We start from the raw sequence: 24,370 nt of genomic DNA on the forward strand, positions 1-24,370 counted from the left end.
AAAGGTTTCTTTTCGAACAAATCATACGAGTAATACATAATAGTACATTAAAAAAAGAGAGATGGATTTACATTTACTGATAGACAATTTAACCAATCCTGCATTGCTTTTCTTCTTCTTGGGGGTGATTGCAGTTCAACTTAAAAGCGACCTTACTATACCCGAAAACTCTTCAAAATTCATTTCACTTTACCTTTTACTTTCAATAGGTTTTAAAGGTGGCCAGGAATTATCACACAGCACCTTTAATGCCGAAATACTTTGGTCATTACTGTTCGGAATATTTCTAGCCATATTCATTCCTTTATATACATATTTCATACTGCGAAGAAAATTTAATATAGAAAATGCAGGAGCTATTGCAGCATCTTATGGTTCTGTGAGTGCGGTAACGTTTGTAACAACTATATCCTTTTTAGAAATAGAACAAATTGCCTTTAGCGGACATATGGTAGCAGTAATGGCATTAATGGAAGCGCCCTCTATAATGGTAGGATTATTATTGATTACAATTTTTAGAAAGAATAAAAAAGAAGATAAAATACCCATGAAAACTGTAATACATCATTCTCTTACTAACGGCAGTGTATTATTGATAATAGGCAGTTTAATTGTAGGACTACTAGCAAGTGAAGCACAAGCTGAAGGAATCAAACCTTTTACAACCGATATATTTAAGGGTTTTTTGGCTGTATTTCTTCTTGATATGGGAATCACAAGCGGACGTAAACTTTCTGATTTTGTCAAAAAAGGGTGGTTTGCATTTCTATTTGCTATCATAATACCCATCATTAATGGATGTATAGTTGCTGTAGTTAGTGGGTTTTTTAGTTCTGGAGAAGGAAACCGATTGTTATTTGCCATACTGGCAGCCAGTGCATCCTACATCGCAGTTCCTGCTGCAATGAAACTAGCGGCTCCCAAAGCGAATCCAAGTCTTTATATTCCTATGGCACTTGCCATCACTTTTCCTTTTAATATCACCCTAGGAATGCCACTATATCTGTGCATTGTTCAAAATACATAACAACTATTTATGATTCAAATAAAATATATAAATAAAAACTTATAATATATTATTTCGATCTTTGTCGAATAAATCTTAACAGAATACATATGGAATCTATAGTGAAAGAACCAAAAACAACGCAGAAAATAAATTTGATTGATGGCCATTTTACCTCATCAGAAGCAGCAGACATTATTAATTCTGTACTGAACGTAAAAATTAATTTTCACAAATTAAATCGGTTATCAATAACCGAAGGAAATGCTACAGATACCTGCGAATATGATAGCGGAAGAATAGATGAATTATTACATGAACAAATCAAAGCTAAAGAATTCTTTGCCCAAGCAAGATTGCAAGGAAAGAAACTTAAGATGAGTAGTACAATACATATTTCTGTTGAAGATTAGATATTAAAACACTCCTATGTTATAGTATTGTTCCTTAATTAATAAAGAACTCAACTTTACTAATACACATTAATTAATTGCACATAGCGACTCCTGATAAGAGTCGCTATTTTTAGTATCAATAAATATCAAATTGTCTAACCAATTCCTTAGCCCTTTTTCTAAGTTAATTTTTTAAAAGCCCCAATAACATATTGCAAAAATTTCTTGTTTAAGAAGAGATACAAAATTGCACAAACACCCCCTTCAAAGGCTTTAAAAATATTTCACTCCTTAAAAAATACAGTATTTACATAAATTATATTTATACAAATCATTATAAATATAAATAAAAATATATGACCAATATTTATTAAATTAGTAAGGACGAAAAATAGTTTTCGAGAAATTAAAAACAATATAAGATGAAAAAGCTATATAACTTATTGATACTTTTCTCTTTTGTCGCTACCATAACATATGGCAATACGCACACTAATAAGGCGACTATAATTTCGAATAACTGTAAAGATTACTATAAACCATTATGCATCTATAAATGTAGTTGTGCATATAGCCTAAACAACAACCTTGTCAGCATCTCTAATTTTCAAAACTATTTTTATTCTCCTCAGAAGGATACTGTCTTTATAGAACAAATTCCTTTGGCACAGCTTAATAATAAAGTGAGTATAGCTATGAATAAACTAAAGATGCAAGAGGATCATCTAAATGACTTATTGAAAAAAAAGCGATCACAATATCAATTGTATAAAGTCAATGTGTTTGGGCAATTGACAAGCCCAGTAAATACCGAAATAAACTATCACAAATCACAACCGCCCAGAACAGAGGGTTTTGGCTTAAGGTTCCGATTTTAAAACTATAATTAATCATGAAAAATTTTAATACTGTAGCAAAACAATTAAAAATAAGAACTATGAATATTAATTTTTTCCTTCTCATTGGGGTATTAGGATTATGTGCTAATTGCGCAGTCATAAGGCCAGGCGAAGCTGGTGTAAAACAAACGCTAGGTAAATTTTCTGACAAAGTATCAACTCAAGGTACAATCGTCTATAATCCTTTGGTCAGTAAAATCATCAAAGAATCGACTCAAACAAATAATATAAAACTCATTCTAAGCTTACCAAGTAAGGAAGGACTTAGTGTAAATTCTGAAATTTCTATTCTATATCGATTAGAAAAAAATAAAATCCCCTCGGTACTAGAGAACTTAGGTCAGGGTTATGAATCAATCATTACCAGTGTATTCAGGTCTGCTTCTTCTGATGTATGTGCGCAGTTTTTTGCCAAAGACATGCATTCTGGAATGCGTGCAAAAATTGAAGAAGAAATTAAAATTAAAATGGAAGAAAATCTCAAAAAGCAAGCTGATGGTATCGAACTTATCGCCGTTTTGATGAAACGAATACAATTACCTAATGGCCTCGCCAGTTCTATAGAACGAAAATTACAAGCCGAACAGGATGCAATGAGGATGGAGTTTGTCTTGCAACAGTCAAAACTAGAGGCCGAAAGAAAAGTAATAAACGCTGAAGGTGAAAGAGATGCTCAAAAAATTCTTTCTGAAGGGTTGACAAAAGAAATCATTAAAATAAGAAGTATAGAGGCATTTAATAAGCTATCCGAATCTCAAAATAGTAAAATAATTATCACTGATGGAAAAACGCCATTGTTGATTAATTCGGACGACTAAATTTAATAGAAGAATCCAAAAATAAGACCATGTACATCATTTAAAAACAGTAACGTTATGGAATTAATAAAAAAAGCATTCGAATTTGAAAAAAGAAGTATGGGTAATATGAGTATTAGTGATCGTGTTTCGGCATCAAGAGAAGCAAAATCGCTAGTATTAGGTATTAACAAAATCTACAAAAAAACCAAAGACCCATCATTGATGGATATCATGAAGCGAATTACTAAGAAAAAGCATAGAATAGATAAAAGATTAAAGCTTGGATCTATTATTTAAAATTTTGCAATGTTAAAAATAGTAGCTAGGGCTTCTTTTCCTTATGTGATGAGTAGTACAATAGCGGTATCTATTTAGAATAAAGTAAACCTAGATAAGTACCTGTAATTCGCATCCTAGAAACTGTTAGTTTCATATGATTTCCTTCGAATGCAAAGCATAATATTAAACATCCTGAACCATTCTTTTAATTCTCAAATATTTGACCAACACTCAACCAAAGCACTGGAAGAAAATAGGCTAAAACATCCTATTCTGATACTTTACCCTATTTTATCTTCTAGTGTATGTAAAGTTCGAACTTTTTGACACAAAAACTTAGAGGAAATAAGTACTTTTTTTACAGCAAAAAAGGTGTTGCACGAGACCTGTTTTGATTAAAAACAGTTGTGATAGATAAAATTATCGAAAATTCAGCTCTTTAATTCAATTAGTTACTTTCCGTGCAACTCCATATTTGGTAGGTCATTAAGATCTTTCACATAAAAATCAAAAAAGCTTTTGGTTTGGGCAAAGAACTCTTTACGAAACTCCCTTATTCTGTGATCAGCTCCTTCAAATAAAATATAACGTACAGGGTGTTTATATTCATACAATTTATTCAACAACTCGAGTGATTCTGAAGCAGGAACACGCCAATCAGAACTACCTTGCATTATTAGTATTGGAGTTGTTTTACACATTTTATCAGCCCAGAACACAGCAGATCGTGCTTTGAGTTCTTTTTCTTTATTCTTATAATAATTCGGAATAAGTTTGGCATATACATTCTCCTCAAAATCGGGTCTATGAACAAGATGTTCAAAAGCGTTGGCAGCCCCCGCAAGGACAACGGCAGCTTTGAATTTACAGCTCTCTTTGAGGGCTAGATATGTCATCATACCTCCCCTGCTTGCTCCCTCTACACCTATTCTTGATGTATCAGCATTATCAATTTCTTCTAGCGTATTAACGAGACTTAATACATCATTCAAATCCTTTCCGCCTCTTTCTTCTTGTCCTTCTCCACCATCATTTCCGCGATATTGACTTGCTACTACCACATATCCCCAGCTGGCGAGTTTCCCTAAAAAGAAGCCCACCCCAATCTCATTCCATTTGCCAAATTCACCAGTTCCTCCGCGATTCGAAATAATACAAGGAAAACTACCTTCCTGAACTGGCTTGGCAACAAAAGCTTTTACCTTAAGAGAATCTGATAGATACGTGATTCGAAAAAACTCAATGTTTTTAAGCCCATGAATCATAGTCGAATCGGCTTCATGAATTTTGGCAATTGTAGCATCACTTAGAATTAACCTTTGTTTTTCGATAATCTTTCCATTCTGAGAATAAGAAAAAGTACACTTTAAAAAAGTTAAAACTATAATTATTGCTTGTTTATATCTCATTATTACATTTTACCTGATGATTTATAACCTGTACGCCGCATCAAAAGGCTTATTTATAATCTCAAAAAATTCTTTTCTAGTATCAGCTTCAACAAATTTGCCTCTATATTCGATGGTAGTAGTAAAACTGCTTTTATCCTTAATCCCTCTAGAGGAAACACATAAATGTTTAGCCTGTATTACCACAATAACATCTTCAGTTCCTAAAGTTTCTTGTAAGTCTTCCAAAATTTGCAGACATAATCTTTCTTGTACCTGAGGACGATGTGCATAATAATCAACTAGTCTATTGATTTTTGATAAACCAATCACTTTACCTTCGGGAATGTATCCTATATGAGCAGTCCCAACAATTGGTAAGAAATGATGCTCACAAGAGGAATCAACATTAATGTTTTGCTCAACTAGGATTTTTTGATATTTGTATTTATTCTCAAAAGTAGAAGTTCTGGGACGATTTTTGGGATCTAAACCATAAAAGAGTTCCTTTACATACATTTTGGCAAACCTGTATGGAGTTCCTGAAAGACTATCATCTGTTAAATCAAGTCCTAATTCCTTCATTATTTCTGCAAAGTGATGTTGTATGTTTTTAATCTTTTCGGTATCAGATGTATCAAAAGCATCTACACGCAAAGGTGTTTCTGTCGAATTAGAAATGTGCGAATCTCCAATTTGTTCTATTTCATTTTGATTTTTGGTACTCATGATAAATTAATTTACACAACATTTTTCACCTTTACAGTGACAGTTTCTTTTATTATAAAAATGTAACCCCACTAATAATATAGATACTACATAAATAGCTTCTTCAGGAAAATAGAATATTGATAATTTTTCATTAATTACAATCAATAACAACGATAACCAAGCAAACCAAAAAGCGTATTTTATTCTTGTGCTTATGGTGGTTTTTGTAGATCGATAAATAGCTATAAAAGAAAGTCCCAAGAAAATAAAATCCAGTGATTTCCACCAAACAGAATATCCACCTTCAAATAAGGCGGGCCCAGTATGCGCTAGAAATAAAAAAGGAGTTGCTATGCAATGTACTAAACATAAACTACTAGCTATTATACCTAATGTATCTGAGTTACTGCGAATGTCTAAAATGTTCAAAATAAAAGTATCTGTATTTAATATCGGCCAAAGATAGTACATATTTTACAAATGCAACTTTGTTGCTTTAGTAATATTTATTTATTTTTGACAAAAATCAATTTATGATCCGAACGACATCGTTAAGGTTTACCTATCAAAATACAAGAGCCCATACTTTTGATTTTCCGGATATAGATTTGTCACCAGAACAAAATGCCTTAATTCTGGGTCCTTCTGGTATTGGCAAGACCACTTTATTGCATCTTATGGCAGGTTTATTAACTCCCAAAAAAGGGAATGTGTTTATCGATAATACTTGTATACAAAAACTTACAAGAAGTCAACTGGATAATTTTAGAGGAGAACATATTGGACTAATTTTTCAAAGAGCATATTTCATTAAGTCATTAACATTATTAGAAAACCTGAGAATGCGGGAGAAACTCTCCAAAAAAACAACCGATCCACTCAGAAGAAAACGATTAATAGAACAATTAGAGTTAACCGAAGTTAGGAACAAAAAGGTACATGAATTAAGTGAAGGTCAGCGGCAACGTCTTTCGGTTGCTCTCGGGATTATACATAAACCCACAGTTATACTAGCAGATGAACCTACCTCTAATTTGGATGATGAGCGTTGTGCAAGAGTCATTTCATTATTAAAAAAAGAGGCTCAAATTTGTAAAAGTAATTTGGTTATGATCACCCATGACCAAAGAGTTAAATCGCATTTCCAAAAACACATAATTCTATAAAATTGTTATACTTAGCTTTCAAAAACATCATTTCAAAGCCTTTGGATACTATCCTTAGTATCTTGCTTTTAACGCTAAGCATTTTGTTGGCTACTTTTGTTTTACAAATAAACAAACAACTTAACCATCATCTAGAGACAAACAGTAAACCATTTGATATGGTAATTGGTGCAAAAGGCAGTCCATTACAACTTGTCTTATCTTCTATCTTACATATTGACAATCCTACTGGAAATATATCATTAAACGAAGTCTTGAAAATTGGAAAAAACCCTTTGGTCAAAGAAATTATACCTGTTTCTTATGGAGATAATTACAAAGGATATAGAATTTTAGGCACATCGCATTCGTATTTGGCAGCCTATGACGCAACTTTACAAGAAGGAGAAATCTATAATAAACCCTTCGAGGCAGTTGTAGGAAATTATGCAGCAAAAAAACTTAACTTACAAACGGGGCATACTTTTGAAAGTTCTCATGGTTTGACCAAAAATGGATTAGAAACCCACAATGAAAAGCCATTTAAAGTAACCGGCATATTGAAACCCACTGGGTCGATTATTGACCATTTGATCATTACCAATCTAGAAAGTATTTGGCATGTACACGAGCATCATGAGGAGCATACTCATCTCGAAGAAAAAGATGAGCAACGAGAAATCACCTCTTTACTGGTAAAATTTAGAAATCCTATTGCGGCATTACAACTTTCTAGGTTTATCAATAAAAAGACTACAATGCAAGCGGCATTTCCTAAATTTGAAATTGAACGATTAATGGGGTTTTTAGGAATTGGTTTTCGAGCAATTAATAGCATTGCTATTGTCATACTTTTGGCAGCAGGACTCAATATTTTTATTAATCTCATAAAAACCATAAGAGAACGAAAACAAGAGTTGGCTCTTTTGCGCACTTATGGAGCAAATACATTTCAATTGGTTAAACTGGTCTTTATCGAATCACTCTTCTTGTCTTTATTTGGAACCATTTTAGGGTGGTTTTTAGGAAGAATAAGCATCTGGTTTTTCTCAGTTTTTACTGAAGATGCATATGGATATCATTTTGTATTTGATGCTCCTACTAGCAAAGAATTATTGCTAGTAGGAGCGGTAGTTTTAACTACTTTTATTGCTGCAATTTTGGCTTCACTATCTATTTTTAAATTAAACGTTTCTAAAATATTAGCAGATGCATAAACTAATTTTTCTTTTTGCGGCATGTATGTGGAGTCCATCAACTCTTTTTTCTCAACAACAATTAACCTGGAATGATTTCGCTGATGTTCGTTTTCATGATATCTATAGCGAAAAATATGATGACTATTTCTTAAAACCAACATTCGGAACAATCATAAATTCTTTTGAAGGGTCCAGCGTTAGTATTAAGGGATATTTTTTAGATTTTTCTTCAAAAGAAGGCTCTTTTTATATGGTCTCTAGAAACCCTATGTCCTCTTGTTTTTTCTGCGGAGGCGCAGGTCCTGAAACTATTGTAGAAGTCATTTTTAAAAACAAACCAAACTATAAAACAGATCAGGTAGTAGAAATTACAGGAATACTAGAGCTAAATGCAGAAGATGTAGATCACTGTAATTATATAGTAAAAGAAGCTACAGCAAGTTTGGTACAGTAAATTAAAATTATACATTAGCTGTAAGAGAAATGACTCATCAATTTTCACAATACATGAATAAAATAACATATCATAATTGCCGCGCACAAAACATAATCCGTAACAGTTTCTTTTTACTTATTATGATCCTCGCTTTCTCTTCTTGTAAGAAAAAAGAGTATCTGGTAAAAGTAGAGGGAGCACGAATTAAAATCAATGATACTATTCCTGATAATTCTGATGTAGAAGCTTTTATAAAACCATATAGGGCACACGTAAATAAGACTTTAGATAGTGCATTGGCTTATGCACCAGAGACCTATTCTAAAAATGATGGAACCCTGAACACCGCAATAGGCAACTTAATGGCCGATATTGTTTTGGAGCAAGCCAATCCTTTTTTTATATCAAAGACCAAAAATGCGATTGATATGGTATTATTGAATCATGGTGGCATACGGGCACCTATACCAAAAGGTACTATTACGGCACGTACCGCCTACCAAATAATGCCTTTTGAGAATAGTATTGTTGTTGTTGAAATGAAAGGCACTCATATCAGGAAACTGATTACCTATTTACAAAAATCTCGAAAAGCCCACCCTATTTCAGGATTAAAATTGACTATTGATAAAAATTTTGATAGTGTAAAAGCCCTGATCAATAATAAAGAAATTAATGATGAGAAAACCTATTTTGTCGCAACTAATGATTACTTGTATCACGGTGGTAGCGAGATGTATTTTTTTGAGCAAGCTGGCAAAGCTCATAAATTAAATTATAAAATTCGAAATGCCATGATCGACTACTTCAAAAAAGCAGATACGATCGCACCGAAAATTGATGATAGATTTTTACAAACCAACTAAATAAACAAGGAAATGAAACGAAGAGAATTTGTAAAACAATCAGCATTAACAGCAGGCTTACTAACAATTGGCGGAGCTAGTCTATCATCTTTTTCTACAGGTAAAACAAAAAAAATAACAATCTTACATACCAATGATGTACATAGCCACATAGATGCATTCGGTCCCAATGATGGTAAAAATTCGAATAAAGGAGGTGTGGCAAGAAGAGCTACAATAATAGAAAACATAAGAAAAGAGAACCCAAACACACTGTTACTAGATGCAGGAGATATTTTTCAGGGAACCCCATATTTTAATTTTTATGGTGGTGAACTAGAATTCAAGTTGATGAGCATGCTTAAATATGATGTGGCTACTATCGGTAATCATGATTTTGATAATGGAATTGAAGGGTTGCACGCGCAACTACCTTATGCAAAATTTAAATTTGTCTCTGCTAACTATGATTTTACCAATACCGTTATGGATACGTTTGTTAAACCCTATGAAATATTCATCAAAGACAACATTAAGATAGGAATATTTGGCCTTGGGATTGCTCTAGAAGGATTAGTCATGAAAGATCTATATAAGGAGACGAGGTATCTTAATCCTATAGAAATTGCTCAGGACATGAGTAACCTATTAAAAAATGAGGAAAAATGTGATTTGGTAATATGCTTATCCCATTTGGGATATGATTACAAAAATGAACCGAATAAAGTAAATGATTTAAGTCTTGCAGGAGCTACAGAAAATATTGATCTTATTATTGGGGGACACACGCACACCTTTCTTGAAGAACCAACTATAGTAAAGAATAGGAAAGGCAATAATGTCCTTGTGAACCAGGTTGGGTGCTACGGTTTGTATCTAGGTAGAATAGATTTTTATTTTGATAGCCAAAAAAATAAAACTTCGTATGGACGTGCTACGTCAATATAAAATTGTATTAGTATTCTTTTATAAAGACAGCTTCTAACAAGTAGATAATTTTTAGCACACTACATATAATATAAACAAATCCGGTAAGCTATTGGCAAACCGGATTGTTCACTATTTCATACATTTATAGATAGCTACATTACATAGCTGACTCTTCATAATTAGGAATGGGCCAATGATCGCTCGAAACAAACTCTCCTTTTTTCCATTGTTCAATCTCTGACTCCGTAAGTAAACAATCATCTAATTGCTTAATGACTAGGTCTACATTTATGTTTTGACCGATAAATACCAATTCGATTTTTCGGTCACCAAAAGTAACATCCCATTCTGATTCGATCATCTTTTGATTATCTATAAACGAGGCATAACTGATTCTTTCGCTAAAAGACATTGAAGCCCACCAAACTCCAGCAGGGTCCGTTTTGAGCGAACCTCCTGCCGATCCCCAAATGAGAGCTTGGTTTGAACGAGAGGCAAGCCAAAATAACCCTTTACTACGAATAATATTTGATGGAAATTGATCTGTTGCAAAATCCAAAAATCGTTGAGGGTGAAAAGGCCTACGCTTTCTATAAACAAAAGAACCGATCCCATATTCTTCGGTCTCGGGGATGTGTTCATTTTCTAGTTCCTGTATCCACCCAGCTGATGCTTCTGCCTCCTCAAAATCAAACAAACCTGTATCAATAACTTCATGTAAAGAAACATGAGAATTTTGTGTGGGAATAACATGAGCATTTGGATTTAATTTATGGATAATATCATATAGATTCCTCAATTCAGCTTCTGTTATCAAATCTACCTTATTCAGCAAAATTACATTCGCAAATTCAACCTGATCAGTCAGTAGGTTAACAATGGTTCGGTCATCTCCCTCAATATTCGTTAGATCTCTATCTGTTAAATATTGTGAACTAGAAAAATCTTTCAAAAAGTTATAACCATCTACAACAGTTACCATGGTATCTACATAACTAAACTGACTTAAATCCAGTTGTCCATCTTCACTGGCAAAACTAAAAGTTTGTGCAACAGGAATAGGTTCAGAAATTCCAGTACTTTCGATAATCAAATAATCAAATCGTTGTTCTTTGGCCAGTTTTTCTACTTCTATCATTAAGTCTTCTCTTAATGTGCAACAGATACAGCCATTAGACATTTCTACAAGTTTTTCTTCAGTTCTAGATAGTGTGTTTTCGTTTTCAACGAGTTGTACATCAATATTGATTTCACTCATATCATTAACTATAACAGCAACTTTTAATCCCTCTTTGTTATGTAAAATATGATTTAACAAGGTTGTTTTTCCTGCACCAAGAAATCCACTTAATACAGTTACAGGTAGTTTTTTCATTGACTTTATTTTTTAATTTTTAAATCTTAATCTTTTAATGTGATTGTACGCGTTACTTTATTAAACGGTCCCGAAATTATATTCCCTGTATCATCAATGAGCTCTAATTGAATAGCAACTTCTCCCATTGGGAGTCCTTTGATAACATGTGGTGTCCACTCATTGATTATAAATTCTTGACCATTAATAGTAGCACGAACTTTATGACCACTTTCTGAAAGTGTTGTATTAAGTACAAAAAAGTCTAATAAAATGTGTGCTGCATCTTTTCCTTTGTATTCGCCTTTTGGTCTGCTATAGATAAGTGTTGGAGCTTTGATATCTAAGCCCAAAGAATCTTTGGGGTCAGCCCCAACAATAAGTTTACGAACAACCACAGAATTCTCATTTTTTACTGATTCGTGAAAGGAACGACTTAAAAAAGCAACCAAATGATGTATGCCACTGGGGATTTCTTTTTTAAATTGTGGTTCATAATGCGCAGAATACGGCTGGTTATCTAGGATAAAATGAATATGTTGCCCTTTTCCTGAGTTCGCTAACTTCTGTGCATTTACCCCTTCGGTTTGGGCACCCAATTCATAATTTTTTACATTAAAAGAAAAATCCATTTCTCCAGATTTTTTTGCAATTATTTCTTCAGAAGTATCTAAAACAAGCGCTGCATCAATATATCCCGGAGAACCTGATAATTTTTCTAAAGTAATTTTGGTGCTAACATCTTCTTCTTTTTCTTCGATATTATTAATTGTAACTCTTTCTTCTTGAGGTGTTTTTTTTTCTTGCTTACATGCTGTAGTAATAAAAAACAATAGAGATAAGACTATGACCAAACGATACGTTTTGTTATTCATTTTAAAGTAATTTTGATTAGTATTCATTGTTTAAGGGTTATTTTTATATAATTCGCCGAAATTCCAAACAGATTTGGTGCCTTGATTAGTAATGGTCAGGTTTCCTAATTGGGTTATTGTATAATCTTTAGTGTTGAGTTGACAGATGATCTGAGTAATTCTACTGTATTCTATGAGATCCGAAGGCTCTATACTTATGGTAACATCGCCTCCTTTTATTTTTAGTGTTTTGCCACTTCTCCTTAAAAGTCTGCATCCCAAATCATGTAACTCCCGAGTTATACGAGCGTAATCATTTAGGGTACAGATAAGCTGTATTTCTTTGATTCCATTAAAAAGTTTTTGGTCCTTATAAATAGATTCTAGAAAAGCTTCTCGCGAATATGAAGAATGATGTTTCCCGTATAGGCTATCCAAAAACACCGGATTATAGAAACCATACCACGTATGTACAGAAGTTCCTGGACTGGGCGTATAGAATGCTTTAAACCAAGTATGCTGATGACCATCAAAAGACATATGTACCGTTTCATTCGCATTAAAAAATTGGCTTTTCTTTGTTTTTAATTTCGGTTCAACACCTAAGTGAAAATGGGTGTCATCGTTTTTTAAAGAGAAACCAATACCACTCTTGCCCACAGGTTCGTTATAACTATTTTTGGGACTTAATATCTCGATGTAATGTTGATGTCCTCTCAAGTAGCAAGTAGTAGCCGAGTGGTTGTTTACAGGAGCAAAATCTGGCAACCCAAAATCTAAAGACCCATACATATCTTTCCACTGATTGTCTCCTGTCAATCGTGAGTAGGTAATACTATCTACCACCAGATACAAATGATCTAATACCACCTTGGACACATCCTTTCGGAAATCAGCATCAATCTTTTCACGGTCAATGACAACAGGCTGTTCTTGTTCTTCTTTTTGTTGCTGACAAGACATCAGAAAGATAGAGCATAACATAAATAAAATAGTACGGGTTAGCATAAGTAGGTTTTTTTGAATGATGTTAAAAAAAATGGTATTCCTAACCATAACATTATCAGAAGAAGCATGAGCCAATACTTTTTGTAAGACTATTGACCAGAATAATTCTGAACTCAGTTGGGACTTGTAAATAATATAAAAGAGTAATTTGTAATACGCTTGCAGACCGAGACCGATCTATGCTAATACAGCTTCTGTATAGAGTTGTAGCTATAAATAAAGGAACTGATTATTATTCGAAAATGAAATCAAAGAATACCATGCAGAATTATTGCAAATCAACATTAAGAGATTTGAATTCTAGACTTTTTAAAGCCAAGAATTAGAATGAAATAAAAACTATAAATACTCCTTTATACAGTAAAACCATATCCGATCTTTGCCGGTGGAGGTTTGTTATGAATACTTTTAGGAAGTGTAATGCTATACCCCCCTGTTTCATAAAAGAAATCAGTTCGATGGTCTTGAGTATCTAATACAGTTTCTTGTACTAGTGCTACAGGTGTATTACTAGCAAAAGGAACAATTTTATGTGATATCGTTATAATATCACATAATTCACAATGTATTTGCTCATCATCATTAGAAAAATGGGAAAAAGCATGAAGGTTAACAATTCTAAGAAGTAGAAAAGTTAAAACGAAAAAAAGAGAAATTATATTTTTATACGTGTTTCTTCCCATTGGCTAAATATAGCAAATAATTGGATTCTTAAATCTTAAGATATCCATAAGAGTTCTTGCTTAAAAAAATACAAAAATTCAGTATTTATATAATCAAGCTTAGAATTAGAAAACGATTACCAATTATACTTATTCACCTTTTGGTTAACATTGAGTTAATTAAAGTTAAAGTTTGTTAAGAAGTAATGTCTTTGATTTCTTGCCATTTTCCTACACTTTTGAGCTGAAGGATTTTTCCTATTAAATACTTTTCAATGTACTGAATTCATTAAAGCAACAAAGTTGCAATTAATTATTGTTTAAAACAAAAATTCCCTCTTAATTTTTGTCTTTCAGTAATTTACCATACGGTTTTCCCATACCATTTATTTTTTTAGAATTTATACTTTTGAGACTAACACAAACTTTAACTCAAATGAAAAAATTTAGTAAACTAGCTGTGGGTACTTTATTCACGGCACTGGCAATTACTTCTTGTCAGAATGAGAAAATTTCTGACGGAGTGGTAGAACCTGTTGTAGAACCTACAAGTGCCGAAGGGAACATTATTCCTGGACAGTACATTGTCGTTTTCAAAAACTCAAAAATTGAACCTTCCTCTAAAATCCTAGAGAAATCTTCATTCTCAAGTAGAACCGCAAAGTCCAAATCGGTTAGAGATATTTCTGAAGCTTCTATTCAGAAAATGAATACCGTGTTATCTGATAATAATTTAGATCAATCTAAGGTTCTAAATTACTATACTACAAAGATTTCTGGTATTACCATTACATTAGGTGATGATGAATTTGAAAAATTATCCAAAGACCCTAATGTAGCTGCTATTGAATTTGATCGCGTTGTAGAATTGCCAAAATTTGAAGTCGAACAAGTTATTTCTGATGATCAATCTCAAAAAATGACGCAACAAACTCCATGTGGAATTTCTCTTGCCGGAGGTGCCACAAATGGTTCTGGTAAAGACACCTGGATTTGGGTAATTGACACAGGGATTGATTTGGACCATCCTGATCTTAATGTAATTACAGATTCTAGATACGCACAATCATTTGTTGGGGGATCTGCTAACGATTGTAACGGACATGGAACTCATGTTGCCGGTACCGCTGCTGCTATTAACAATAGTGTCGGTGTTGTTGGGGTTTCTGCCGGTGCCAGTGTGGTGCCAGTGAGAGTTTTTGGATGTAGTGGTGGGACTACTGCTTCTGCAATACTTTCAGGAATTAATCACGTTGGCCAGTACGATCTTCCTGGTGATACAGTCAACCTAAGCTTAGGAGGATTCTTTGGTTCTGGATGCTCAACTAACTCCTCGTACCGTAGTTCATTATTATCCTTAGCAAACTCAGGAACATTGGTTGCGATTGCCGCCGGTAATAGTAGCGCTAATGCAGCAAATTATCAACCTGCCTGTGTTAATGGAACAAATATCTATACCGTGGCATCAATGACATGCAATGGAGGCTTTTCGTCTTTTTCAAACTATAATATGAACCCTATTGATGTAATTGCTACAGGAAGTAGTGTAACAAGTACTTATTTGAATGGAGGATATGCCACACTAAGTGGGACCTCTATGGCCTCTCCTCATGTTGCAGGAATTATGCATGCTAGAGGAAGTGGACCTGCAACTTCTGGATCCATAAGCAACAGAGGAGAAAATTACCCAATAGCAGTAAGATAAAAATATATTTTATTTTAATTAAGTAGGAGTGTAGTTTCAAAACCACTTGTTGGAGAACAAGTGGTTTTTTCATTTATTTTTTGCATTTATTGCAAATACCGATAACCAAAAACTGTGTTTCCTGAATCGTAAACCCTTCCAAATTAGGGATATGTAGTGTATTGGGTTGACACGTTACTTCTTGGCATACTTGGCATTCAAAATGAATATGATTATGAATTTTATGCGATACACTACAGCCATCACAAAGCGCATAATATGCTTTGCCATTTTTACCCGTTATAAAATGAACTTCTCCTTTTTCTGCAAATCGATCTAAAATCCTATATATCGTTGTTTTGTTTACTTTTATGGGCATGGCATCCATAATGGCTTCTGCAGACATGGTATGCTCGCTTTTAGATAAGATTTCTTTGACGAGATTTTGTTTTTCGGTATTCCGGCTTTTTTTGATTTCCATGATATACATATTCAAACTGCTTTCATTATCGAAATTAATGATTTTTTAGTCATTAAAGATTTTTTTCTAAGAAACAGAAAAATTTATACCTTACACGATGCCTTGTAACAAGTTATTTTTTATTACATAAAAACCCATTTAAAATTAGGTCATAAAAGGAAATAGGGGTTTTTAAAAATTTCAAAAAGCGATATCAAAATAATTTAGTGAAAATTTAGTTTTATATACAATTTAAATCTTAAACCCAATTAACCAAAATTATGAAAACACTTAGTAAATTAACAATAATTGCAACAGTTCTTTTATTTGTATCCTGTAAACAAAACCCGGCTCAAGCACCAGAACATCTAGCAATGGTCGAAAAGCATAAAGAGATGGAGACTTCTCACGAAGCCATGGCCAAAGAACATAGTACGATGAAAGATGGTCATCAAGAAATGATAGCTGCTCATAAAACTATTGAAAATGATTCTATCCATGTCATCACTGAAAAAAAACACATGGCTCTATTAGGAAAACACGGTAAACTTATCGAAGCTCACAAAGCGTTAATAGAAAAACATGCAGCATTAGAAACAAAACATGCTTCAGGAGAGATCACTTTAGAACAAATGACTTCAGAACATGCCTCTATGGAAGAGGAGCATAATAATATGGAAAAAGAACATGAACAAATAGCAGCTGAGCACAAACAAATTACAGAAGAAGATCAAAAAATGATTATTGAAGATCAAGAGAAAGCTACAGAAGAAAATTCTGACCAGTAAAACTTTTAATCATACCATAAAAAAATCCTTGAAATAACATTTCAAGGATTTTTTTTATGTGAAGCAACTGTAACTCTGCACTTTTTACAGCCCTATAAATGTGTGTTAGTATATATAAAAAGGGATTGAATAACCATAACCCAATCATAAATTAGCGTGTACACCTATCTCGAATTACTTATTAATCAAGCCTACAAGGTCTAAAAAGTTCTTTGACTACTTTTTTATCAGATTTGCCTAAATACTTTATGGCATCTTTCCAATACACCCACTTAATTTTTAAAAACTTATGAGGCTCTGCTACTTTAAATGGTTTGTTATCTTCTTTGCAAACAAAATAATGTCTAGAAAGTCGCTTTTTACCGTCTAAATTGACAGTAATAGAACAATAATAATTAAAATCCTCTTTAGAAAGTTGAACGCTAGTTTCTTCATAAGTCTCCCTAATCATGGCTGCTTCAGGAGACTCTCCAGCTTCTAAAAAACCACCAATAAACCCATACTGCAAATCTTTCTGTTTTTTTATCAAAACCAGTAACTCAATCCCTTTAAATACGATCAATCTCGATTTCTCTTTATGTTTTCTAATACGCATATTGGGCGAATTTTTTATTTTGGGACTGACGTTTTATTATAATAATTGTTTAATATAGAGTCCATTTCTTTTTCCCCTTTTCCTATTTTTACTGCTAATTGCCATTGTTCTTCATCCATTAACTGCAGTAGAGGTTGCTTTACTTTTGATAAACACTTAAAAGCTTTTAGTAATTTTTTATCCCAAGACTTATGATATTTAAGCAGATCATCTGGATATACAACTTTTCGTTTTGTTCCTTCTTCAATTCCTTTAAAAGGCTTATCTATATTTAAATATCCATAATCATCGGTTAGCTGTTCTCCTGGATGAATATCCCGAATAGCTAACTCAAAATTATAAGCAGTAGTAAGACAATTAGCATTGAAACTATGATTTACGAATCTTGCATTATCCCAACAGAGAACCATATTCCCCAAGTTATTTTTATAGGCATAGGTTTCTAATATTTTTTTATAGGTTTGTTCTAATCCGATATATTCGTCTGGAGTAAATTCTCGATCAAATTTATCTAACACCCAAGTGATAGTTCCCATAGGAATTAATTCTTTGGCACAAACACCATAACCCACTTCCTCACTAATAAACTTTATTTCTGTTTTAGGATGTATCATCTTTTAAATTTTAGCTTTTTTTCAATCGCTTCTACCATAATATTAGCAATATCCAATCCTGTTGCATTTTCTATCCCTTCTAGTCCCGGAGAAGAATTAACTTCTAACAATAGAGGGCCTTTATTAGATCGAATAATGTCAACTCCTGCCACAGGAAGATTCAGAATTTTTGCAGCTTTTATAGCCAGTTTGCGTTCTTCTGTAGTTATTTTAATTTTAGAAGCTGATCCGCCTTGATGAATATTGGCTCTAAACTCTCCTTTTGCAGCTTGTCTCTGCATCGAGGCTACTACTTTGCCATTCACTACAAAACATCGAATATCCTGACCATTAGCTTCTTTAATAAATTCTTGTACCAAAATATTGGTTTGCACACTCTTAAAAGCATTGATTACACTCTCTGCAGCTTTATTAGTTTCTGCTAACACAACTCCTTTTCCTTGCGTACTTTCTAAGAGTTTAATAATCAGCGGAGCTCCATTTACCATTTTAATAAGATCTTTGGTATCCAAAGGAGATTTTGCAAATCCAGTAATCGGGATATGGATATCATGTTTAGCAAAAAGTTGCGTAGCTAACAGTTTATCCCGAGACTGAGTAATTGCTTCAGCGGTATTTAAACAGTAAGCTCCCATAGAATCAAATTGCCTTATTAGTGCACATGCATAAAAAGTCATTGATGGCTTTATTCTGGGAATAATAGCATCAAATTCATCAATAATATTTCCTCCTCGATACCGTATTTCGGGTGCTATGGCATCTAATTTCATATAGGCTTGCTCAACATTTAGAAATGCCATTTCATGACCTCTTGCCATGCCCGCCTCAACAATACGCTTATTGCTATACAATTCTGGATTACTAGCGAGTAATGCAATCTTTAATCCTGATTTTTCTTTAAAAAATGGCTTGTACTTTATTTGAATTTCTTCATTTGTAAAATTTTGCTGTACCAAACTAACAGACGGATTTATAACGTATCGATTCTTAAGAGCTTCACGTCCTAATAACATTCTAAATTCCATAGCATCTCGATTGGCAAGGGTTAGCTCTATATCAAAGGTTAAATCCCCTAAAGTCACAGGTGTTTTGATCACAAAACGCTGTTCTGAAATACCCGAAGAACTTTTTACCACACGCTTATCATGCAATTTGGTTTCGCATCGAATCATTATACTTCTGTTGTCCTGGATAGGGTTTACCTCAAAACGAACCCATTCTTCAGTTCCTTTATGAATGAGTTTTATGTTATTGGCCTGAATAGAAGAGGTTTTTGCCCCAGAATCTACACGTGCTTTGATTGCAGGAATACTAAATTCTTCAAAGACACACCATTCTTCGCTTCCTATTATTTGTAGGTCTTTTGTTTCCAATATCTTGTTTGTATTTATATTAGTTTTATAATAAACATATCAATGACTTCTACCTGAATTAAAAATGATATTGAACCACTCAATTTTCACCTTCCTGACAGAAACATAATGTCTTTTAATCGCCTGAGTAATCTTTAAACTTAAACCCCACTTTACAATTAATCCTTTTCTAGTCACTAAGTAAATCGACCTCTTTATCTGGGTCATCATTATCATCATCATCATGATCTGCCATTGCACTAACCAGACGTTTACTAACTTTAACCAAGTATAAAGTATCCTCTGTTTTTACTTCTACACATTCTACGATTTCGTTTTGTGCATTTCTAAACGTAATAATATCTTCATCATCATATCCGTCAGGGTACTTATTCACTAATAGGTCAAGAATGATATTGTTTAATTTTTTGTAATCAACTATAACTCTTTTCAGATTTTCGTTTCGTTCTGTTCTCATATTGTTTACATATCTAATAAATAGGCAAATATTAATGGTGCCACAATGGTCGCATCTGATTCAATTATGAACTTAGGAGTATTTATATCGAGTTTACCCCAAGTAATTTTTTCATTAGGCACAGCTCCACTATAAGACCCATAACTTGTAGTTGAGTCACTTATTTGGCAGAAATAATTCCAGAATGGTGTATCCGTACGTTCCATATCCTGATATAACATTGGCACTACGCAAATAGGAAAATCTCCTGCAATACCACCACCTATCTGAAAGAATCCAATTCCATTTTTAGAATTATCAGTATACCAATCAGCAAGAAAGGTCATATACTCAATACCCGATTTTATAGTGTTTGCTTTAAGCTCTCCTTTTAGCACATAACTAGCAAAGATGTTGCCCATGGTGCTATCCTCCCACCCAGGAACTACCATAGGTAAATTGGCTTTTGCAGCGGCATACATCCAACTATCTTTAATATCTATCTCATAATGCTGTTCTAGAACACCAGACAACAATAGTTTGTACATAAACTCATGCGGAAAATAGCGTTCTCCATTTTCTTCAGCATCTTTCCAGATTTTAAAAATATGTTCTTGTAATCTTCTAAAAGCTTCTTCCTCTGGGATGCAAGTATCCGTAACTCGATTAAGTCCCTTTTCTAATAATTCCCATTCCTGTTGCGGAGTCAAATCTCGATAATTCGGCACTCTTTTGTAGTGGCTATGTGCCACCAGATTCATAATATCCTCTTCTAGATTGGCTCCTGTACAAGACACAATGTGTACTTTATCCTGACGAATCATTTCGGCAAAAATTTTACCCAATTCGGCGGTACTCATAGCTCCAGCAAGAGATACCAGCATTTTAGAACCTGTATCAATTTGGGTCTCATATGCTTTGGCAGCATCTACTACAGACGCCGCATTAAAGTGTAGATAATACTTTTCTATAAATTGGGATATAGCCCCTTTATCCTTCGTACTCATCGTCAATAAATTTTAGGTGGTTGGTTTTATGATTTCCTTTAAACACATATAAATTTTCATTCTCATCATCAACATCTTGTTCTTCAAATTTGTAACTCAACATTTTATAGTACAATTTTGCCGCAGCAAAATCAGAGGATTTATCATCTTTATTAGGACATAGTTCTACAATATCAAATCCTACCACATTTTTCTCTCCAAATATTTTCTTAAGAAACTCAAGAGTCTCATACCACAATAACCCTCCTGGTTCTGGTGTGCCTGTCGAAGGCAAAATAGATGGATCTAGAGCATCTAGATCAAAAGTGATATAGACATTATCTGTCATTAATTCGATGGCATTATCCATCCAATAATCATCGGTTGCCATTTCATGTGCGAAAAAGACATTTTCTTGATTCATCACTAACTTTTCTGAAGCATCCATACTTCTGATCCCTATTTGAATAAGGTTTGTATTTTGACTAGCTTCATATAATGCGCAGGCATGATTATACTTAGAACCTTCATATTCTTTTCTTAGATCAGCATGAGCATCAATTTGCACTACCGTTAAGTCTTTAAAACATTCATCAAAAGCACGAATAGCTCCTATAGAAATAGAATGTTCTCCTCCAAAAAGAGTTACAAATTTGTTGCGCTTTATATTCTCTTTTACAGTGTTGTGCACTGCCGAAACCATTACATCGGGGGAGGTATTTTCATTCACAGCATCTGTCAGGTAAATGCCCTGTTTATATACTTCACTATTGGTTTCTATGTCATATAGCTCCATGTTTTCTGAAGCATGTAGAAATGCTGCAGGACCTTTGTCGGCTCCTTTACCCCAAGTACTGGTTCCGTCATAAGGAACAGGGATCAATACTACTTTTGACGTGTCATAGCCAGCATATTGTTCTGGAATTCTGGCATATGTTTTCTTAGTTTCCATTTTAAAAATGTTTGGATTTAATGAATTAGTTAGGATATATTAATGTCTTTTTTTGTGAATATTCTAAAACTTCTTCTTTTGCTGTTTTTTGATAACCAAGGATTGATAATAACTGTTCTGAGGTTTGTTGTGGAGCAAAAACCTCTGTAGTTGCTTTTCCGTTTTCGTCAAGATCTATCAAAATATGTTTAGGTTGCGGGATCAGGCAATGTTGTAATCCACCAAAACCACCAATGGTCTCTTGATATGCTCCGGTATTAAAAAATCCAATGTATAGCGGTTTATCCTTTTTATATTTTGGCAGATAAATAGCATTCATGTGTTGTTCTGAGTTGTAATAATCATCACTATCACAGGTTAACCCCCCTAATAGTACTCGTTCATATTCTTCTTGCCATCTATTTATTGCTAACATTACAAAACGTTTATTGATCGCCCAGGTATCTGGCATTGTTGTGATAAAAGATGAATTGATCATATTCCACTTTTCACGATCGTTTTGCTGTTTTTGATAGAGCACTTCATAAATAGCTCCTCCGCTTTCGCCCACGGTAAAACTCCCAAACTCTGTAAAGATATTAGGAACATCGACCCGTGCTTCTTCACAAGCAATTTGGATTTGATTTACAATTTCATTAATCATGTACTGATAATCATAATCAAAGGCCAAAGAATTTTTAATTGGGAAACCACCGCCAATATTGAGACTATCCAAGGAGGGACATATTTTTTTAAGGTTGATATATACCTTTAAACATTTTAGTAACTCGTTCCAATAGTAGGCGGTATCACGAATACCCGTATTAATAAAGAAGTGAAGCATTTTTAGTTTCACTTTTGGATTTTTCTTGATTTGGTTGTTATAAAAGGATACAATGTTTCGATAGCCAATTCCTAGTCTCGAAGTATAAAACTCAAACTTTGGTTCTTCTTCTGAAGCGATTCGTATACCTACCTGAAAACCCTCATTAATGACATCGCTTAACAGATCTAATTCTTCATAATTATCTATAATAGGAATACAATTATAATGTCCATCGTTAATCAATCGGGCGATATTTTGAACATATTGATTACGTTTAAAACCATTACTAATAATGTAGGTTGCATTATTAATTTTACCTTGAGCTTTTAAGTTCTCTACAATATCAATATCAAAAGCAGAAGAGGTCTCTATATGAATATCATTTTTTAATGCCTCGTTTAATACATGTTGGAAATGTGAGCTTTTAGTACAATAACAATAGTTATAATTGCCTGCATAATTATTCTTTTTGATAGCTTTATCAAACCAGCTTTTTGCTCGATTAATATTTTCTGATATTTTAGGAAGGTATGTAAATTTTAAAGGCGCACCATACTGAGCGATCAACTCCATAAGGTTGATACCATGAAACTGCAGTTCGTTATCTTTAAGTTTAAATTCCTCTTGAGGGAAATGAAAAGTTTGATCGATAAGATCGATATATTTTGTTTTCATCTGTTTTGTTTTTGATTTGCAGATGAAATTCACCATCAGAAACACAGGCTAAACTAGCCCTACAACCTATGGATCATTCCATTATTACGAGATTAAAAAAAATAGACATTGATAAGAGAAATGGCAATACCATTTATATCAATTATCTCATACCCGAATAATAGAAATAGTGTAGGGAACGAATTGTATTCGTTCTAAGAATCTTAGTGCAGTTGCATATTTTTTAGAAGTCAGCCTGAGAATTCGGTTCCCCATCCCTGAGGCAGCTTTTGGAGTAGACTTCTTTATGCTCCTAAGCCCGAATCTGAAAAACGTTTTCATTTATGTAGGCAATGCGTCCCCAATGGACTCATTATTAATTATATTCAAATGTAATAAAAAAGTGATATAAAAACTTTTTTTGAAAAAAATATTTTCAAAATCTTAATGTTTCGATTATCAATTCGATGGTAAGAAGAGAACTGAGTACACTTTTTTTGGTTGAGAATTAAATACTTCTTTACCGAATATAAGAAAGGGCAATTTCATAAAAACATACTGTGACCACAAAAAGTAGTAATTTTTTATTATTTATATGATATATCAATTATATTTATATCATATAAATAATAAAGATGAATATCACACTTCCTCAAAATACAGTTTTTTACCAACTAGAAAAGGCTATTAAAACATATCGAAAACTGGCACAAGACAGGATTAACGCATCTGGGCACGATGTTAGTGTTAACCAATTAATCCTTCTTATAAATTTATCCGAACACCCTAACGCCACACAAGCAGAGCTCTCAGAATATATATTTAAAGATTTTGCCTCGGTAGCTAGGATGGTAGATATTTTAGTAAAGAAAAACTATCTCGAAAGAAGAGAGAATACTGTAGATAGACGTAAAAAAGACTTAAGACCAACGGTTATTGGCGAACGTATGATTAAGGAATTAAGACCTATAATCAAGGAGTATAGGCAAACTGCCCTATTCGGTTTTACCAACGAGAACTTAGATGAAATATCCAGATTATTAAGAGATTTTATAACCAATTGTGAAAAAGGTTTAGCTACTACAAAAAAGTAATATCCCACAACGCTAAAT

28 protein-coding genes are annotated in these 24,370 nt (G+C 33.4%); 13 read left to right on the top strand and 15 right to left on the bottom strand.

Going from position 1 to position 24,370, the window contains the following annotated elements:
• The first annotated feature begins 61 nt into the window (after positions 1-61).
• The 5 genes from DZ60_RS0103850 (at position 62) to DZ60_RS0103870 (ending at position 3,397) form a co-directional block, all read left to right on the top strand.
• Complete coding sequence (locus tag DZ60_RS0103850; RefSeq protein WP_025740630.1) at positions 62-1,027, top strand: sodium-dependent bicarbonate transport family permease; 966 nt, start codon at positions 62-64, stop codon at positions 1,025-1,027.
• A gap of 89 nt (positions 1,028-1,116) precedes the next feature.
• Positions 1,117-1,419: a hypothetical protein gene (locus DZ60_RS0103855; protein ID WP_025740632.1), complete on the top strand. Its 303-nt coding sequence runs from the start codon at positions 1,117-1,119 to the stop codon at positions 1,417-1,419.
• 404 nt (positions 1,420-1,823) lie between these two features.
• Complete coding sequence (locus DZ60_RS0103860; RefSeq protein WP_025740634.1) at positions 1,824-2,279, top strand: hypothetical protein; 456 nt, start codon at positions 1,824-1,826, stop codon at positions 2,277-2,279.
• A gap of 59 nt (positions 2,280-2,338) precedes the next feature.
• A complete protein-coding gene (locus DZ60_RS0103865) occupies positions 2,339-3,118 on the top strand; it encodes a prohibitin family protein (protein ID WP_025740635.1) in 780 nt (259 codons plus the stop codon).
• A gap of 57 nt (positions 3,119-3,175) precedes the next feature.
• Positions 3,176-3,397 carry a hypothetical protein gene (locus tag DZ60_RS0103870; protein WP_025740636.1) on the top strand — a complete coding sequence of 74 codons (222 nt, stop codon included), beginning with the start codon at positions 3,176-3,178 and terminating at the stop codon, positions 3,395-3,397.
• A gap of 434 nt (positions 3,398-3,831) precedes the next feature.
• On the opposite strand, the gene DZ60_RS22440 is transcribed toward DZ60_RS0103870, so the two are convergent.
• Genes DZ60_RS22440 through DZ60_RS0103885 form a run of 3 tightly spaced genes read right to left on the bottom strand, consistent with a single transcriptional unit; the run spans position 3,832 to position 5,949 of the window.
• Entirely contained in the window at positions 3,832-4,788 is a 957-nt protein-coding gene (locus tag DZ60_RS22440) for an alpha/beta hydrolase family protein (protein WP_025740638.1), read from the bottom strand.
• Between the two features lie 21 nt (positions 4,789-4,809).
• Positions 4,810-5,496, bottom strand: a complete 687-nt coding sequence (folE, locus tag DZ60_RS0103880) for a GTP cyclohydrolase I FolE (protein WP_025740640.1) — start codon at positions 5,494-5,496, stop codon at positions 4,810-4,812.
• Between the two features lie 6 nt (positions 5,497-5,502).
• Positions 5,503-5,949 carry a MerC domain-containing protein gene (locus DZ60_RS0103885; RefSeq protein ID WP_081740385.1) on the bottom strand — a complete coding sequence of 149 codons (447 nt, stop codon included), beginning with the start codon at positions 5,947-5,949 and terminating at the stop codon, positions 5,503-5,505.
• A gap of 62 nt (positions 5,950-6,011) precedes the next feature.
• Between DZ60_RS0103885 and DZ60_RS0103890 the strand changes: the two genes are divergently transcribed.
• The 5 genes from DZ60_RS0103890 to DZ60_RS0103910 are packed head-to-tail and all read left to right on the top strand — an operon-like array spanning position 6,012 to position 10,051.
• Positions 6,012-6,644 carry an ABC transporter ATP-binding protein gene (locus DZ60_RS0103890; RefSeq protein WP_025740643.1) on the top strand — a complete coding sequence of 211 codons (633 nt, stop codon included), beginning with the start codon at positions 6,012-6,014 and terminating at the stop codon, positions 6,642-6,644.
• Between the two features lie 2 nt (positions 6,645-6,646).
• The gene (locus DZ60_RS0103895; protein WP_081740387.1) at positions 6,647-7,840 is read left to right on the top strand and encodes an ABC transporter permease; all 1,194 of its coding nucleotides are present in this window, start codon (positions 6,647-6,649) and stop codon (positions 7,838-7,840) included.
• Positions 7,833-8,276, top strand: a complete 444-nt coding sequence (locus DZ60_RS0103900) for a hypothetical protein (RefSeq protein ID WP_025740645.1) — start codon at positions 7,833-7,835, stop codon at positions 8,274-8,276. The genes DZ60_RS0103895 and DZ60_RS0103900 overlap by 8 nt, the downstream gene beginning before the upstream one ends.
• A 53-nt stretch (positions 8,277-8,329) precedes the next feature.
• Positions 8,330-9,124 carry a 5'-nucleotidase C-terminal domain-containing protein gene (locus tag DZ60_RS0103905; protein WP_081740389.1) on the top strand — a complete coding sequence of 265 codons (795 nt, stop codon included), beginning with the start codon at positions 8,330-8,332 and terminating at the stop codon, positions 9,122-9,124.
• 12 nt (positions 9,125-9,136) lie between these two features.
• The gene (locus DZ60_RS0103910; protein ID WP_025740649.1) at positions 9,137-10,051 is read left to right on the top strand and encodes a bifunctional metallophosphatase/5'-nucleotidase; all 915 of its coding nucleotides are present in this window, start codon (positions 9,137-9,139) and stop codon (positions 10,049-10,051) included.
• A gap of 139 nt (positions 10,052-10,190) precedes the next feature.
• On the opposite strand, the gene DZ60_RS0103915 is transcribed toward DZ60_RS0103910, so the two are convergent.
• The 4 genes from DZ60_RS0103915 to DZ60_RS0103930 form a co-directional block, all read right to left on the bottom strand.
• Positions 10,191-11,408 (bottom strand): GTP-binding protein, encoded by a 1,218-nt coding sequence (locus DZ60_RS0103915; protein ID WP_025740651.1) that lies wholly within the window; start codon positions 11,406-11,408, stop codon positions 10,191-10,193.
• Positions 11,409-11,434: 26 nt separating this feature from the next.
• Entirely contained in the window at positions 11,435-12,262 is an 828-nt protein-coding gene (locus DZ60_RS0103920; RefSeq protein ID WP_025740653.1) for a hypothetical protein, read from the bottom strand.
• A 30-nt stretch (positions 12,263-12,292) separates the two neighbouring features.
• Positions 12,293-13,249 carry a DUF5829 family protein gene (locus tag DZ60_RS0103925; protein ID WP_152537360.1) on the bottom strand — a complete coding sequence of 319 codons (957 nt, stop codon included), beginning with the start codon at positions 13,247-13,249 and terminating at the stop codon, positions 12,293-12,295.
• A 353-nt stretch (positions 13,250-13,602) separates the two neighbouring features.
• The gene (locus tag DZ60_RS0103930) at positions 13,603-13,932 is read right to left on the bottom strand and encodes a hypothetical protein (RefSeq protein ID WP_025740655.1); all 330 of its coding nucleotides are present in this window, start codon (positions 13,930-13,932) and stop codon (positions 13,603-13,605) included.
• Between the two features lie 415 nt (positions 13,933-14,347).
• On the opposite strand from DZ60_RS0103930, the gene DZ60_RS0103935 reads away from it, so the two are divergent.
• On the top strand, positions 14,348-15,616 hold the full coding sequence (locus DZ60_RS0103935) for a S8 family serine peptidase (protein ID WP_025740656.1): 1,269 nt from the start codon (positions 14,348-14,350) through the stop codon (positions 15,614-15,616).
• Positions 15,617-15,689: 73 nt separating this feature from the next.
• Here DZ60_RS0103935 and DZ60_RS22445 read toward each other — a convergent pair whose 3' ends face one another.
• Positions 15,690-16,076 carry a Fur family transcriptional regulator gene (locus DZ60_RS22445; RefSeq protein ID WP_051477566.1) on the bottom strand — a complete coding sequence of 129 codons (387 nt, stop codon included), beginning with the start codon at positions 16,074-16,076 and terminating at the stop codon, positions 15,690-15,692.
• 260 nt (positions 16,077-16,336) lie between these two features.
• On the opposite strand from DZ60_RS22445, the gene DZ60_RS0103945 reads away from it, so the two are divergent.
• Positions 16,337-16,843: a hypothetical protein gene (locus DZ60_RS0103945; RefSeq protein ID WP_025740658.1), complete on the top strand. Its 507-nt coding sequence runs from the start codon at positions 16,337-16,339 to the stop codon at positions 16,841-16,843.
• Positions 16,844-17,024: 181 nt separating this feature from the next.
• Here the strand turns inward: DZ60_RS0103945 and DZ60_RS0103950 are convergent, their stop codons facing one another.
• The 7 genes from DZ60_RS0103950 to DZ60_RS0103980 all read right to left on the bottom strand — a co-directional run bounded on the left by DZ60_RS0103950 (position 17,025) and on the right by DZ60_RS0103980 (position 23,279).
• Positions 17,025-17,438: an NUDIX hydrolase gene (locus tag DZ60_RS0103950; RefSeq protein WP_025740659.1), complete on the bottom strand. Its 414-nt coding sequence runs from the start codon at positions 17,436-17,438 to the stop codon at positions 17,025-17,027.
• Positions 17,439-17,452: 14 nt separating this feature from the next.
• On the bottom strand, positions 17,453-18,052 hold the full coding sequence (locus tag DZ60_RS0103955; protein ID WP_025740661.1) for an SET domain-containing protein: 600 nt from the start codon (positions 18,050-18,052) through the stop codon (positions 17,453-17,455).
• Complete coding sequence (rimK, locus tag DZ60_RS0103960) at positions 18,049-19,425, bottom strand: 30S ribosomal protein S6--L-glutamate ligase (RefSeq protein ID WP_025740662.1); 1,377 nt, start codon at positions 19,423-19,425, stop codon at positions 18,049-18,051. The genes DZ60_RS0103955 and rimK overlap by 4 nt, the downstream gene beginning before the upstream one ends.
• Before the next feature lie 169 nt (positions 19,426-19,594).
• Positions 19,595-19,882 (bottom strand): hypothetical protein, encoded by a 288-nt coding sequence (locus DZ60_RS22450; RefSeq protein ID WP_241448708.1) that lies wholly within the window; start codon positions 19,880-19,882, stop codon positions 19,595-19,597.
• Positions 19,883-19,887: 5 nt separating this feature from the next.
• Positions 19,888-20,868, bottom strand: a complete 981-nt coding sequence (locus DZ60_RS0103970; protein ID WP_025740663.1) for a deoxyhypusine synthase family protein — start codon at positions 20,866-20,868, stop codon at positions 19,888-19,890.
• Entirely contained in the window at positions 20,852-21,799 is a 948-nt protein-coding gene (speB, locus tag DZ60_RS0103975; protein WP_025740665.1) for an agmatinase, read from the bottom strand. The genes DZ60_RS0103970 and speB overlap by 17 nt, the downstream gene beginning before the upstream one ends.
• A gap of 25 nt (positions 21,800-21,824) precedes the next feature.
• Positions 21,825-23,279: an arginine decarboxylase gene (locus tag DZ60_RS0103980; protein WP_025740667.1), complete on the bottom strand. Its 1,455-nt coding sequence runs from the start codon at positions 23,277-23,279 to the stop codon at positions 21,825-21,827.
• A 614-nt stretch (positions 23,280-23,893) separates the two neighbouring features.
• Here DZ60_RS0103980 and DZ60_RS0103985 point away from each other — a divergent pair.
• Positions 23,894-24,352: a MarR family winged helix-turn-helix transcriptional regulator gene (locus tag DZ60_RS0103985; protein ID WP_025740669.1), complete on the top strand. Its 459-nt coding sequence runs from the start codon at positions 23,894-23,896 to the stop codon at positions 24,350-24,352.
• Positions 24,353-24,370: the final 18 nt, after the last annotated feature.

The sequence above is a fragment of the Aquimarina pacifica genome (genome assembly GCF_000520955.1).
GTDB lineage: Bacteria > Bacteroidota > Bacteroidia > Flavobacteriales > Flavobacteriaceae > Aquimarina > Aquimarina pacifica.

Bases quoted from the DNA above. Each gene is read 5' to 3' on its own strand.
- DZ60_RS0103950 (WP_025740659.1), bottom strand. From the start codon at position 17,438: ATGCGTATTAGAAAACATAAAGAGAAATCGAGATTGATCGTATTTAAA.
- DZ60_RS0103860 (WP_025740634.1), top strand. From the start codon at position 1,824: ATGAAAAAGCTATATAACTTATTGATACTTTTCTCTTTTGTCGCTACC.
- DZ60_RS0103890 (WP_025740643.1), top strand. From the start codon at position 6,012: ATGATCCGAACGACATCGTTAAGGTTTACCTATCAAAATACAAGAGCC.
- DZ60_RS0103935 (WP_025740656.1), top strand. From the start codon at position 14,348: ATGAAAAAATTTAGTAAACTAGCTGTGGGTACTTTATTCACGGCACTG.
- DZ60_RS0103885 (WP_081740385.1), bottom strand. From the start codon at position 5,949: ATGTACTATCTTTGGCCGATATTAAATACAGATACTTTTATTTTGAAC.
- DZ60_RS0103980 (WP_025740667.1), bottom strand. From the start codon at position 23,279: ATGAAAACAAAATATATCGATCTTATCGATCAAACTTTTCATTTCCCT.
- DZ60_RS0103955 (WP_025740661.1), bottom strand. From the start codon at position 18,052: ATGATACATCCTAAAACAGAAATAAAGTTTATTAGTGAGGAAGTGGGT.
- DZ60_RS0103925 (WP_152537360.1), bottom strand. From the start codon at position 13,249: ATGCTAACCCGTACTATTTTATTTATGTTATGCTCTATCTTTCTGATG.
- DZ60_RS22440 (WP_025740638.1), bottom strand. From the start codon at position 4,788: ATGAGATATAAACAAGCAATAATTATAGTTTTAACTTTTTTAAAGTGT.
- DZ60_RS0103900 (WP_025740645.1), top strand. From the start codon at position 7,833: ATGCATAAACTAATTTTTCTTTTTGCGGCATGTATGTGGAGTCCATCA.
- DZ60_RS0103870 (WP_025740636.1), top strand. From the start codon at position 3,176: ATGGAATTAATAAAAAAAGCATTCGAATTTGAAAAAAGAAGTATGGGT.
- folE (WP_025740640.1), bottom strand. From the start codon at position 5,496: ATGAGTACCAAAAATCAAAATGAAATAGAACAAATTGGAGATTCGCAC.
- DZ60_RS0103970 (WP_025740663.1), bottom strand. From the start codon at position 20,868: ATGAGTACGAAGGATAAAGGGGCTATATCCCAATTTATAGAAAAGTAT.
- DZ60_RS0103850 (WP_025740630.1), top strand. From the start codon at position 62: ATGGATTTACATTTACTGATAGACAATTTAACCAATCCTGCATTGCTT.
- DZ60_RS22445 (WP_051477566.1), bottom strand. From the start codon at position 16,076: ATGGAAATCAAAAAAAGCCGGAATACCGAAAAACAAAATCTCGTCAAA.
- DZ60_RS0103915 (WP_025740651.1), bottom strand. From the start codon at position 11,408: ATGAAAAAACTACCTGTAACTGTATTAAGTGGATTTCTTGGTGCAGGA.
- DZ60_RS0103930 (WP_025740655.1), bottom strand. From the start codon at position 13,932: ATGGGAAGAAACACGTATAAAAATATAATTTCTCTTTTTTTCGTTTTA.
- DZ60_RS0103985 (WP_025740669.1), top strand. From the start codon at position 23,894: ATGAATATCACACTTCCTCAAAATACAGTTTTTTACCAACTAGAAAAG.
- DZ60_RS0103920 (WP_025740653.1), bottom strand. From the start codon at position 12,262: ATGAATAACAAAACGTATCGTTTGGTCATAGTCTTATCTCTATTGTTT.
- speB (WP_025740665.1), bottom strand. From the start codon at position 21,799: ATGGAAACTAAGAAAACATATGCCAGAATTCCAGAACAATATGCTGGC.
- DZ60_RS0103855 (WP_025740632.1), top strand. From the start codon at position 1,117: ATGGAATCTATAGTGAAAGAACCAAAAACAACGCAGAAAATAAATTTG.
- DZ60_RS0103945 (WP_025740658.1), top strand. From the start codon at position 16,337: ATGAAAACACTTAGTAAATTAACAATAATTGCAACAGTTCTTTTATTT.
- DZ60_RS0103865 (WP_025740635.1), top strand. From the start codon at position 2,339: ATGAATATTAATTTTTTCCTTCTCATTGGGGTATTAGGATTATGTGCT.
- DZ60_RS22450 (WP_241448708.1), bottom strand. From the start codon at position 19,882: ATGAGAACAGAACGAAACGAAAATCTGAAAAGAGTTATAGTTGATTAC.
- DZ60_RS0103910 (WP_025740649.1), top strand. From the start codon at position 9,137: ATGAAACGAAGAGAATTTGTAAAACAATCAGCATTAACAGCAGGCTTA.
- DZ60_RS0103905 (WP_081740389.1), top strand. From the start codon at position 8,330: ATGAATAAAATAACATATCATAATTGCCGCGCACAAAACATAATCCGT.